Source organism: Streptomyces sp. NPDC048560 (assembly GCF_040650955.1).
Lineage (GTDB): Bacteria > Actinomycetota > Actinomycetes > Streptomycetales > Streptomycetaceae > Streptomyces.
Genome location: NZ_JBEZIJ010000001.1, coordinates 611,155 through 623,216, shown reverse-complemented (window position 1 = coordinate 623,216; position 12,062 = coordinate 611,155). Strand labels below are relative to the sequence as shown.

Sequence of the window (12,062 nt, the reverse complement as noted above, 5' to 3'; positions counted from 1 at the left end):
ACATTAGCCCGGTGAGGGGACCGACCACGGCCCGACCGGCAACGCCCGCAGCGAACACCGGAGTGATCCGGGGCCCACGGCCCGGCCCCGCGCGCGTCAGTGCTGTTCGATGCCGTGCAGCGGGAACCCCGCGATGCCCCGCCAAGCGAGCGAGGTCAGCAGCTGCACCGCCGTGTCGCGGGGGATGCTGGAGCCGCTGGAGAGCCAGTAGCGGGCCACCACCTGGGAGACACCGCCCAGACCCACCGCGAGCAGCATGGACTCGTCCTTGGACAGCCCGGTGTCACCGGCGATGACGTCGGAGATGGCCTCCGCACACTGCAGCGAGACCCGGTCGACCCGTTCGCGTACCGCGGGCTCGCTGGTCAGGTCGGACTCGAAGACCAGCCGGAAGGCCCCGCCCTCGTCCTCCACGTACGCGAAGTAGGCGTCCATCGTCGCCTCGACGCGCAGCTTGTTGTCCGTGGTCGAGGCCAGCGCCGTACTCACCGCCTGGAGCAGCGATTCGCAGTGCTGGTCGAGCAGGGCCAGATAGAGCTCCAGCTTGCCCGGGAAGTGCTGGTAGAGCACCGGCTTGCTGACGCCCGCCCGCTCGGCGATGTCGTCCATCGCGGCGGAGTGGTAGCCCTGCGCGACGAAGACCTCCTGCGCGGCGCCCAGCAACTGATTGCGTCGGGCACGGCGGGGCAGGCGAGTTCCCCGCGGGCGCGCTGCCTCTGTCTGCTCGATGGCTGTCACGCCGCCTCCCAAAATTGTGTTCAAGCACAGCTGATCCGTGCGCGCTGCGCCGTGCGGCCATCGTACTTTTGGGTAACCCGGGTATGCGCGGCGCGGACGCAGAATTTCATGGACCGGACGACTGCGATAGCCACGGATGAATGGAGCAGGAGAGCAAAGCGGGGCGTATTACCGGTAATCGTCTTCGTCCTGAGGAACGACACGGGTCTGCTCCGCGATATCCGCCTCGTTCGCCCTCTCCGGGTCGATGTCCACCAGCGGATCGTCCCGCTGCGGCTGGAGGTCCGCCTGCTGCTCGGCTGCGTCGGCATCGGGAGTCTCTTGGCCCGGCTCGTCGGGCGGGACATCCGCGAAGGTGTCCGGGTCGCTGGGGTCGACCGTCATGGTGGCTCCCTTCCTTACCCTTGAAGCCTAGGAGCAACCGTGCGGGGCCGCTATGCGGCCTGTGACGGCGAACACATGAACCAGGGCGTGATCGTCTCGTAACATTGCCGCATGTCTTCGACCGAGCTGCCGGGTACCCTCGCCGCCGCCGCAGCGGCGGCCGCCCCCACGGTCAGTGCCGTCAGGGTCGCGGAGGGGGAGAAGCTGGGGTCCGTCGCGCTGGCGGGTCTCACCCTGACCGTCCGTTCCCGGCCGCCGCTGCGGCCGGGGCTCGATCCCGCCCTGTTCGTCCACGGGCTGGGCGGCTCGTCCCAGAACTGGTCGGCGCTGATGCCGCTGCTGGCGGACGTGGCCGACGGCGAGGCACTGGACCTGCCCGGTTTCGGGGACTCGCCGCCACCGGACGACGGCAACTACTCGGTGACCGGGCACGCGCGCGCCGTGATCCGGCTGCTCGACGCGCGGCGGCGCGGGCCCGTCCACCTCTTCGGCAACTCCCTGGGCGGCGCGGTCGTCACCCGCGTCGCTGCCGTCCGCCCCGACCTGGTGCGCACCCTCACCCTGATCTCGCCCGCGCTGCCGGAGATCCGCGTGCAGCGGTCCGCCGTGCCGACGGCGCTGCTGGCCGTCCCGGGGGTCGCGTCCCTCTTCTCCCGGCTGACGAAGGACTGGACCGCCGAACAGCGCACGCGCGGGGTCATGGCACTCTGTTACGGGGATCCGGCGCGGGTCTCCGAAGAAGGTCTCCGCCACGCGGTGGCGGAGATGGAGCGCCGACTGGAACTGCCGTACTTCTGGGACGCCATGACGCGCTCGGCCCGGGGCATCGTCGATGCCTACACACTGGGCGGGCAGCACAACCTGTGGCGTCAGGCCGAGCGGGTGCTCGCACCGACTCTGCTGGTGTACGGCGGACGGGACCAGCTGGTCTCGTACCGGATGGCACGCAGGGCGTCCGCGGCCTTCCGCGACGCCCGGCTGGTCACACTGCCCGAGGCCGGGCACGTGGCGATGATGGAGTACCCGGAGACGGTCGCCCAGGCGTTCCGGGACCTGCTCGACGAATGCGGCGGGAGCTGATCCGGGGCGTGGGACGACACAGCCGAAAGGGGCCCGAGGCCAAGAGCCAGGGCAACGCGAACACCGACGGCGATCCCGGAACAGGCCCGTCAAGGGCCGCTCCGGCGGGGGCTGCCCCCTCCGGAGCCGGCGGCGGGCGGCGCAGACGCCAGGACGCCATGCCGTCCGGGGGCGAAGGGCACACCCCCTTCAACGGGGTGCCGCCCGTGCGCGGAGGCCACCCCGAACACCGGGAGGCCGGCGGCGGCTGGGGAACCGGGCCGCAGCAGCGGTACGGCGACTGGCAGGCGCGACCCGCGGGGTTCGCCGGAGGGGCCCGTGGCGGGGCACCCCGCCGGACGCAGCCGCAGACGCCCCAGGCACCTCGGATGTTCGACACGGGTCAGACCCCCACGCAGCAGGCATACGCCCAGCAGGCGGCAGCCCGGCAGATGTCGGCCCAGCAGGCGGCGCAGCGCGCGGCGGACCGGCGTACCGGGATGCGGCCCGCAGTGCCCGAGGGTCCGGCCCTGCCGGGGCCCCGGAGAGAGTTCGTCGACGCGTTCGACGGCGCCCCGACCGCTTCTCCGTCATCCGCCGGCCCGTTTGACGCGGTCACCCGATCCGGTGAAGCGCAGGCGTTCGAGGACGGTCCGGACGCGGCCGAGGGCTCCGTATCCGCCAAGAGCGGGAAGGGGCGCACGTTCACCGGCATCGCCGCCGCGGCCGTCACCACCGTCCTCGCCGTCGTGGTGGCCGGACAGGTCGCCCAGGACCCGGACACCGACCGGGATGTCGCAGCAAAGGCCGCCGAGGTGGACCGCGAGGGCGACAAGGACGCCTCCCGCTCCGACGCCCGGCCGGTGCCCCAGCCGAACGCGGCCGGGATCAAACCCCTGTCGTACGCCCAGAAGATGGCGAAGCCCTACGCACTTGCCCCCGATCTCGCGGGCACCGGGAAATTCGACGTCGTCCCGGGACTGGCGAAGGCGCCGGGCAAGGGAACCAAGCACCGCTACCGGATCGACATCGAAAAGGGCCTCGCCCTCGACGGAGGACTGTTCGCCGACGCCGTCCAGAAGACACTGAACGACGACCGCAGTTGGGCTCACAACGGTGCCATGACATTCGAGCGGATCTCCTCGGGCGAAGCCGACTTCGTGATCACTCTGGCGAGTCCCGGCACCACCGGGACCTGGTGCGCGAAATCGGGTCTGGACACGACCGAGGACAACGTCTCCTGTGATTCGGCCTCGACCGAGCGCGTCATGATCAATGCCTATCGCTGGGCCCAGGGGTCGTCGACCTTCGGTCCGGACAATCTCATGGCCTACCGTCAGATGCTCATCAACCACGAGATCGGCCACCGGCTGGGATTCGGGCATGTGAGCTGCGAGACGCCGGGCGCGCCGGCCCCGGTGATGCAGCAGCAGACCAAGTCGCTGAACATCGGCGGGATCAAGTGTCGCCCCAACGCCTGGGCTTATCCCGGTAATTGAGGCAGGCGGCACCAAGCCGGTGACGCCTGCCCGAAGGCTCCGTCTCATACGCCTGTCCGAATGATGAGATGGCCGTCTTATTCCGCGTTGACATCGAGGATCGGGTCGTCCATATTTCTCGGCATGTCACGCAGTCCTGTCACCTCCGAGCGCGCCGCCATCGAGCTGGCGCTCCTCGGCGTGACCGGAATCTGCGTAGCCGACGTTCTCTGTCGCTGACGCCTGCCCGAGCGCGCGTCGGCCTTTTTCTCCCGGACCTCTCCCAGATCTTCCCGGACCCGTTCCGGGCCTTCTCGGACCCTTTCCGGTTCCTCGGCCATTCATGACCGCCGCGCCTGGGCGTATTCCGCCCGCAGGCGCGGCAATTCGGTGTTCCGACCCGTTTTCCTTTCGCTGTCGCCTGCGCACGGGCTCTTTCTCCTTCCCTGCCGGCAGTACATCCGAGAGGTCATCTTCCGATGCGTCAAACATCCGTCATATCGAGCCGCGTGGCAGCGGCAGCCGTGGGTCTGGTCCTGGCGGTGGGCGTCGCGGCCTGCGCCGGGCCGCAGGACAGCAAGGAGAGCGACGGCGGCTCAGGCGCCGACGGCGCACCGCGGAAGGGCGGCACCCTCACCGTCCTCAACAGCAACCCGCAGGAGGACTTCGACCCCGCCCGGCTCTACACCTCCGGCGGCGGCAACGTCCCCTCCCTCGTCTTCCGCACGCTCACCACCCGCAACCGCGAGCACGGCGCCGCCGGTGCGAAGGTCGTCCCCGACCTCGCGACCGACCTCGGCACGCCGAGCAAGAACGCCACCGTCTGGACGTACACCCTCAAGGACGGGCTGAAGTACGAGGACGGCACCGCGATCACCAGCGCGGACCTCAAGTACGGCATCGAGCGCTCGTTCGCCGCCGAACTCTCGGGCGGGGCACCGTATCTGCGCGACTGGCTGATCGGCGGGGCCGACTACCAGGGCCCGTACAAGGACAAGAAGGGCCTCGACTCCATCGAGGTGCCGGACGCGAAGACCATCGTGTTCCGTCTCAACAAGCCCGAGGGCGAATTCCCCTACCTGGCGACCCAGACGCAGACCACCCCCGTCCCGAAGGCCAAGGACACCGGCACCAAGTACGAGGAGCACCCGGTCTCTTCGGGTCCCTACAAGGTCGTCAGCAACGAGAACGACGGCGAGCGCCTCGTCCTGGAGCGCAACCCGCACTGGTCGGCGGCGGTCGACGAGGAGCGCAAGGCGTACCCCGACCGGATCGACGTACGCTCCGGGCTCGACTCCGCCGTCATCAACCAGCGGCTGTCCGCGTCCCAGGGCGCCGACGCCGCGGCCGTCACCACCGACACCAACCTGGGTCCGGCCGAGCTCGCCAAGGTCTCCGGGGACAAGGCGCTCGCGTCCCGTGTCGGCACCGGCCGCTTCGGCTACACGAACTACATCGCGTTCAACCCGAAGGTGAAGCCGTTCGACGACCCGAAGGTGCGGCAGGCCATCGCCTACGCCGTCGACCGCTCGTCGGTGGTCAACGCGGCCGGCGGTTCCTCGCTCGCCGAGCCCGCCACCACCTATCTGCCGAACCAGAAGTCCTTCGGCTACACGCCGTACGACCACTTCCCCGCGGGGAAGACCGGTAACGCGGCGAAGGCCAGGGAACTGCTGAAGGAGGCCGGTCACCCCAAGGGCCTGACCGTCACCCTCACCCACTCCAACGACAAGGACTTCGAGACCAGCCCGGAGATCGCCACCGCGCTCCAGGCCGCCCTCAAGAAGGCCGGTATCACCGTCGAGCTCAAGGGTCTTGAGGGCAACGACTACTCCGACACCATCCACAGCGCCGACAAGGAGCCCGGCTTCTTCCTCGCCCACTGGGGCGCGGACTGGCCCTCCGGCGGTCCCTTCCTCGCGCCGATCTTCGACGGCCGGCAGATCGTGAAGGACGGCGCCAACTTCAACACGGGCTTCCTGAACGACGCCTCCGTCAACAAGGAGATCGACGAGATCAACAAGCTGACCGATCTGAGCGCCGCCGCGAAGCGCTGGGGCGCCCTCGACAAGAAGATCGGTGAGCAGGCGCTGACCGTGCCGCTCTTCCACCCGGTGTACAAGAGGCTCTACGGCCAGGACATCAAGAACGTCGTCATCAGCGACTGGACCGGTGTCCTCGACGTCTCCCAGGTCTCGGTCAAGTAGTCATGTCCGAGGCACTTCTGGTCCAGGAGGCGGGAGCGGCGCCGGTCGCCGCCCCCGCCTCGGGGGCCCGGCTGTTCTGGCGGCGGCTGCGCGCCCAGCGCGCGGCCACCGCCGCGGCGGTCGTGGTCCTCCTGCTCGTCCTGGTCGCGCTCGCCGCTCCGCTCCTCACCGCACTGGCCGGCCAGGACCCCACCACCTACCACCCCGATCTCGTCGACTCCGCCGCCGGCGGTGTGCCGATCGGCTCCTTCGGCGGCATCAGCGCGGAACACTGGCTCGGCGTCGAACCCCAGACCGGCCGGGACCTGTTCGCCCGCATCGTTCACGGGGCGCGTGTCTCGCTCGGCGTCGCCGTCGCGGCGACAGTCCTGCAGGTCACCATCGGGCTCGTCATCGGGCTCGCGGCCGCCCTCGGCAGCCGCTGGGTCGACCAGGTCCTCAGCCGGATCACGGACATCAACGTCGCCCTGCCGATCATGGTGACAGCGCTGGCACTCCTGGCGATCGTCCCGCAGTCCTTCCCCCGGCCCGTCCTGATCGCCCTCGTCATCGGCGGCATCAACTGGGCAGGCACATCGAAGATCGTGCGTGCCCAGGCGCTGGCCCTGAAGTCCCTCGACTTCGTCTCGGCGGCCCGGCTCGGCGGACGCGGCCGGTGGAGCATCGCCCGGCGCGAGCTCCTGCCCTCGCTCGCCGCACCCGTCATCACCTACGCGGCGCTGATGTTCCCCGCCAACATCGTCGTCGAGGCGGCCCTGTCCTTCCTCGGCGTCGGCATCAAACCGCCCACCCCGTCCTGGGGACAGATGCTCACCGAGGCCGACACCTGGTACCAGGCGGCCCCCACCTACCTGCTGCTCCCCACCGGACTGCTCTTCGTCACCGTGCTCGCGCTGACCGTCCTCGGCGAGGGCGTCCGCACCGCACTCGACCCGCGCGCCGCGTCGCGGCTGCGGATCGGCACCGGACGGAAGAAGGAACAGTCCTCATGACCGGCTTCGCACTGCGCAGACTCGGTGGCGCCGTGTTCGTGCTCCTCGCCCTCACCGTCATCCTGTACGCCGTCTTCTACGTCGCCCCCGGTGACGTCGCCCAGATCGCCTGCGGGCCGCGCTGCTCACCCGCCCAGGTCGCCCAGGTCACCGGGCAACTGCGGCTCGACGACCCGGTGTACGTGCAGTACGGGCACTTCCTCCAGGGCCTCGTCGCCGGACGCGACTTCTCCACCGGCACAGGCACGGAACACTGCTCCGTGCCCTGCCTCGGCGTCTCGTACCAGAGCGACGAGCAGGTCACCCGGCTGATCCTGGCGAAGCTGCCGGTCACCGGTTCGCTCGTCATCGGGGCCTTCGCCGGCTACGTCCTGCTCGGCGTGGGGACGGGAGTGCTGTCCGTGTGGCGGCGCGGCCGGATCACCGAACGGGTGCTGACCTGGCTGACCCTCGCGGGCACCGCCACCCCTGTCTTCGTCATCGGGCTGCTGCTCATCATCGTCTTCTGCTCCACCCTCCGGTGGCTGCCCTCGCCGACGTACGTGCCCTTCACCGAGAACCCGGAACAGTGGGCCTGGGGCCTGCTGCTGCCATGGGTCTCGCTGGCCCTCATCGAGTCGGCCAAGTACGCCCGGCTGACGCGGAGTTCCATGCTGGAGACCCTCGCCGACGACCATGTGCGCACATTCCGCGCCTACGGCGTGAGCGAACGCGCCGTCATCGGCCGGCACGCGCTGCGCGGGGCACTGGCGCCCGTCATCGCCCTGAGCGCCCTGGACGTGGGCACGATGTTCGGCGGCGCGGTGCTCACCGAGTCGCTCTTCGGGATCCCGGGCATCGGGCGCGAACTCGTCCATGCGGTGAAGGTCGTCGACCTTCCGGTGGTCGTCGGCATGGTGCTGGTGACCGGCTTCTTCGTGGTGCTCGCCAATGCCGTCGCGGACCTGCTGTACGCGCTGGCCGACCGACGGGTGGTCCTGTCATGACACAGCCCCTGGTGGAGGTCGAGGACCTCACCATCGACTTCGGTGACGTCCGGGCGGTGGACGGCCTCTCGTTCACCCTGGAAGCGGGCGGCGCGCTGGGCGTCGTGGGCGAATCGGGGTCCGGCAAGAGCGCCTCCGCGTACGCCCTGCTCGGTCTGCACCGCGGCACGGGGGCCCGGGTCTTGGGAAAGGTCCGCGTCGCGGGTACGGACGTGGGCGCCGCGGACGAGCGCGGGCTGCGGGCACTGCGGGGAGCGCAGGCCGCCATGGTCTTCCAGGACCCGCTGTCCTCGCTCGACCCGTACTACGCGGTGGGAGACCAGATCGCCGAGGTGTACCGGGTGCACACGACCGCTTCGAGGCGGGCCGCCCGCGCGCGGGCGGTGGAGGTGCTCGACCGGGTCGGCATCCCCGGCGCGGCCCGGCGGGCGAACTCCCGGCCTCACGAGTTCTCCGGCGGAATGCGCCAGCGCGCCCTGATCGCGATGGCACTGGCCTGTGAGCCGAGGCTGCTGATCGCCGACGAACCGACCACGGCCCTGGACGTCACCGTGCAGGCCCAGATCCTGGACCTCCTGCACGCGCTGCGCCAGGAGACGGGCATGGGGCTGCTGCTGGTCACCCATGACGTCGGCGTCGCCGCGGAGAGCGTGGACGAGGTGCTGGTCATGCGGGCCGGGCGGGAGGTCGAACGCGGCCCCGTCGCCAGGGTGCTCGGCGCGCCCCGGCAGCCGTACACCCGGGAACTGCTCTCGGCGGTGCCCCGGGTGGACAGGCCGAGGGCGGCGCACGTCCCGGCGCCCCGTACCCCCGCTGATGTCACGCCCCTGCTCGAAGCCGTGGACCTGCGGCGCGAGTTCGGCCGGGGACGCGACCGGGTCATCGCCGTGGACGGGGTCTCGCTGACCGTCCACGCGGGCGAGACCCTCGGCATCGTCGGCGAGAGCGGCAGCGGCAAGACGACGCTGGGGCGGATGCTCGTACGGCTGCTCGATCCGAGCTCGGGGCGGCTCAGTTACGGGGGGAAGGAGATCGGCGCCCTCGGGGAGCGGGCGATGCGCCCGTACCGGCGGGACCTACAGATGGTCTTCCAGGACCCGGTCTCCTCGCTCAACCCGCGGCGCTCGATCGGCGAATCCGTGGCCGACCCGCTCCGGGCGGCGGGGGAGCGCGACGAGGACCGCGTCCGGGCCAGGGTGGGCGAACTGCTGGAACGGGTCGGGCTCGATCCGGCCCGGTATGGAAGCTATCCGCACGAGTTCAGCGGGGGGCAGCGCCAGCGCGTAGGGATCGCGCGTGCGCTCGCCGCGGGTCCGAAGCTGATCGTCTGCGACGAGCCGGTCTCGGCACTCGACGTCACCACCCAGGCACAGGTCATCGCGCTCCTCGCCGAGATCCAGCGCGAACTGGGCATCGGACTCGTCTTCATCGCCCACGACCTGGCGGTCGTACGCCAGGTCAGCGACCGGGTCGCGGTCATGCGGCAGGGCCGGATCGTGGAGCAGGGCCCGGCCGACGAGGTGTACGGCAACCCCCGTCACGCGTACACCCGACAGCTCCTGGCCGCGGTGCCCGTGCTCGACCCGGCGCTCGCGGAGGTACGCCGCAAGACCCGCCAGGAGCTGGCCGCAGCCTGACCCTGTGTGACGTCCCGGCTCCTTATCGCGACGGAACGCTACCGGAGCAGGAAAGTTACGACGGTTCACCCCTTTCGGTGGTGCGACGGACAACCGTCCGTCGCACCACCGGCGTATCCGCTTACGGTCGTCCCGCTGCGAGTCGCCATTCCAACGGCGGCCGCTCACAAGGGAGATCGGGGTGTGCTCGTGCGGATCGGACTGCTCACCGACGGTGGTTATCCGTATGCGACCGGTGAGTCCAGGCTGTGGTGCGACCGGCTGGTGCGTGGTCTTCCCCAGCACGAGTTCGACCTCTATGCGCTCAGCCGCTCCGCCCACCAGGAGGAACAGGGCTGGGTCAGGCTTCCGCCCCAGATCAGCCGTGTGCGCACGGCCCCGCTGTGGACCTCCGACGACGACGCCCTGCGCGGCAGCAGCCCGAAGGGCCTGCTGGCCAGGATGCTCACCGGTGACGGCCAGTCCTTCGGGCGCCGCGAACGCCGGCGCTTCACGGCGCATCTGACGGAGCTCGCCGCCACCGTCTGCGCCGCGGACGACGCCCGTGCGGGCGATACGGCCGGTACGCGGTTCACCGAAGCCCTGTACGGGCTGGCCGAACTCGCCAGGGAGCGCGGCGGACTGCACACCGCGCTCCGCTCCGAGGCCACGATGCGCATCCTGGAATCGGCGTGCCGGGCACGGGGCACAGGGCGGAGCGTCCAGAGCGCCACCGTGCCCGACCTCCTCGCCTTCGCCGCCGAGCTGGAGCGGGCGCTGCGTCCCCTCTCCCTCGACTGGTACGACGAGGAGAGCCTCGGCGCCGTCGACCTCTGCCATGCCACTTCGGGCGGCGCGGCAGCCCTGCCCGGGCTTCTGGCCAAACGCTTCTTCGGAGTGCCGCTGCTGGTCACGGAGCACGGCGTGCACCTCCGGGCGCACTACCTCGCCACACCCGGCGAGCCGTTCACCACGCCGGTGCGCGCGCTCCTGGCCGGCTTCCACGGACAGCTCGCCGCCGAGGTCTACCGCCAGGCCTCGGTCATCACCCCCGGCAACACCCATGTACGCCGCTGGCAGGAACGGTGCGGCGCCGACCGCGCCAAACTGCGCACGGTCTACCCCGGCATGGCGGCGGACCGCTTCCGGGGGGTGGGGGAGGGCGACGACGACGGTGGTCCCGACACGCTCGTGTGGGTCGGCAGGATCGAGCCGGCGAAGGACCTGATCGCCCTGCTCCACGCCTTCGCCGAGGTGCGCAGGGCCGAACCGGACGCCCGGCTACGGATCTTCGGGGCACCGGTACAGGGCACCGAGGGCGATGCCTACCTCGCGACCTGCCGGACGCTGGCGGCGCAGCTCTTCCCCGACGAGGCCACGGGCGCGCACGCCGTGGGAGACAACCCGGTCTCCTTCGAGGAGATCGGCGGCCCTGATGTCCCCGATCTCTCGGAGGCGTACGCGGCGGGCGGCGTCGTCGTCCTGTCGAGCGTCGTCGAAGGCTTCCCCATCAGCCTCGTCGAGGCGATGTTCTGCGGCCGGGCGACCGTTTCCACGGACGTGGGCGCGGTCGTCGAGGTCATCGGGGGTACCGGGCTCGTGGTCCCGCCGCGCAATCCCCGGGCGCTCGCCGATGCCTGCGTCTCGCTGCTGCGCGACCCCGAGCGCCGCGCGCGCCTCGGAGCCGCGGCGCGCGCCAGGGCGCTCGAACTCTTCACCGTCGAACAGAACCTCGCGGCATTTCACGGCATTTACCTGGAGCTGATCTCGCGCACACCCGCGTGGCGGGAGGCGGACGCCGTGGACGCCGACGGTGAGCCGCGCCCCTTCGCCAGCCCTCCCGAGGCTCATGTGCTCGGCCGCTGGACGACCTCGCAGAGTCCTGCGGCGGTGCCGGCCGGTGCGGGCGCCGCCCGGCGGCCGAGCTGGGCCGAGCCCGAGCCCGAGGGCGTCTGCGCGTCCACCGCCGCCGGAGCGGGGGACGGCGATGGGTGACCACACGACCGGCCATGACCACGGAGGATCCCCGATGGGCCGACCGACGACCGAAGCCCTGGACGCACCCTCCGCCCCCCGCGCCGACGGAGGCTGGGACCTGCACTCGGAGGCACTGGTCCACGCGGCCTCGGTCCCGGGGGTGACGGAGATGTCCGCGCCTTCATGGGGACTGCCGGACGGTGCAGCGGGCGACGGAGCCCCTCTGCCGGGAGACGCCGGGCTGTCAGATGGTGCTGAGCTTCCGGGAGATGCCGGGCTGTCAGATGGTGCTGAGCTTCCGGGAGACGCCGGGCTGTCCGACGGAGCCTTACTGCCGGGAGTTGTCGGGCTGTCCGATGACGCTGAGCTTCCCGTAGGTGTCGGGCTGTCGGGCGGCGCTGAGCTTTCGGGAGTCGCGGGGCGTACCGACGGCGCTGAGCGTCCGGGAGTCGCCGGTTGTTCCGGTGGCGCTGAACTGCTCGAATCCGTCGATCTCCAGCAGACGGCCGCCTCATCGGAGATCGCCACCCCCTCGGAAACCGCCGAGCCGAACGCCCCCGCCGACCCGACCTCAGCCGCCGACCCGAACGCCTACGCCGCCCCGACCTCAGCCGCCGACCCGACC

Annotated in this window: 10 protein-coding genes; 8 read left to right on the top strand and 2 right to left on the bottom strand. The window is 70.9% G+C overall.

Going from position 1 to position 12,062, the window contains the following annotated elements; all coding sequences use genetic code 11:
* Positions 1-96: 96 nt before the first annotated feature.
* Positions 97-738 carry a TetR/AcrR family transcriptional regulator gene (locus AB0C82_RS02695; protein ID WP_362835554.1) on the bottom strand — a complete coding sequence of 214 codons (642 nt, stop codon included), beginning with the start codon at positions 736-738 and terminating at the stop codon, positions 97-99.
* 168 nt (positions 739-906) lie between these two features.
* Positions 907-1,122 carry a hypothetical protein gene (locus tag AB0C82_RS02690; RefSeq protein ID WP_362835552.1) on the bottom strand — a complete coding sequence of 72 codons (216 nt, stop codon included), beginning with the start codon at positions 1,120-1,122 and terminating at the stop codon, positions 907-909.
* A gap of 111 nt (positions 1,123-1,233) precedes the next feature.
* Here AB0C82_RS02690 and AB0C82_RS02685 point away from each other — a divergent pair, with 111 nt between their 5' ends.
* From AB0C82_RS02685 to AB0C82_RS02650, 8 genes are all read left to right on the top strand, one after another.
* Positions 1,234-2,202, top strand: coding sequence for an alpha/beta hydrolase (locus AB0C82_RS02685; RefSeq protein ID WP_362835550.1), 969 nt, complete (start codon positions 1,234-1,236; stop codon positions 2,200-2,202).
* Positions 2,187-3,680 carry a DUF3152 domain-containing protein gene (locus AB0C82_RS02680; RefSeq protein WP_362835548.1) on the top strand — a complete coding sequence of 498 codons (1,494 nt, stop codon included), beginning with the start codon at positions 2,187-2,189 and terminating at the stop codon, positions 3,678-3,680. The genes AB0C82_RS02685 and AB0C82_RS02680 overlap by 16 nt, the downstream gene beginning before the upstream one ends.
* A 123-nt stretch (positions 3,681-3,803) precedes the next feature.
* Positions 3,804-3,899 (top strand): Ms4533A family Cys-rich leader peptide, encoded by a 96-nt coding sequence (locus tag AB0C82_RS02675; RefSeq protein ID WP_328905709.1) that lies wholly within the window; start codon positions 3,804-3,806, stop codon positions 3,897-3,899.
* A gap of 239 nt (positions 3,900-4,138) precedes the next feature.
* Positions 4,139-5,866 carry an ABC transporter substrate-binding protein gene (locus AB0C82_RS02670; RefSeq protein WP_362835545.1) on the top strand — a complete coding sequence of 576 codons (1,728 nt, stop codon included), beginning with the start codon at positions 4,139-4,141 and terminating at the stop codon, positions 5,864-5,866.
* Positions 5,867-5,868: 2 nt separating this feature from the next.
* Positions 5,869-6,858 (top strand): ABC transporter permease, encoded by a 990-nt coding sequence (locus AB0C82_RS02665; protein ID WP_362835543.1) that lies wholly within the window; start codon positions 5,869-5,871, stop codon positions 6,856-6,858.
* A complete protein-coding gene (locus AB0C82_RS02660) occupies positions 6,855-7,844 on the top strand; it encodes an ABC transporter permease (RefSeq protein ID WP_362835541.1) in 990 nt (329 codons plus the stop codon). Before AB0C82_RS02665 ends, AB0C82_RS02660 begins: the two co-directional genes overlap by 4 nt.
* The gene (locus tag AB0C82_RS02655; protein ID WP_362835539.1) at positions 7,841-9,481 is read left to right on the top strand and encodes an ABC transporter ATP-binding protein; all 1,641 of its coding nucleotides are present in this window, start codon (positions 7,841-7,843) and stop codon (positions 9,479-9,481) included. Before AB0C82_RS02660 ends, AB0C82_RS02655 begins: the two co-directional genes overlap by 4 nt.
* Positions 9,482-9,670: 189 nt before the next feature.
* On the top strand, positions 9,671-11,455 hold the full coding sequence (locus AB0C82_RS02650) for a DUF3492 domain-containing protein (protein WP_362836995.1): 1,785 nt from the start codon (positions 9,671-9,673) through the stop codon (positions 11,453-11,455).
* The last annotated feature ends 607 nt before the right edge of the window (positions 11,456-12,062 follow it).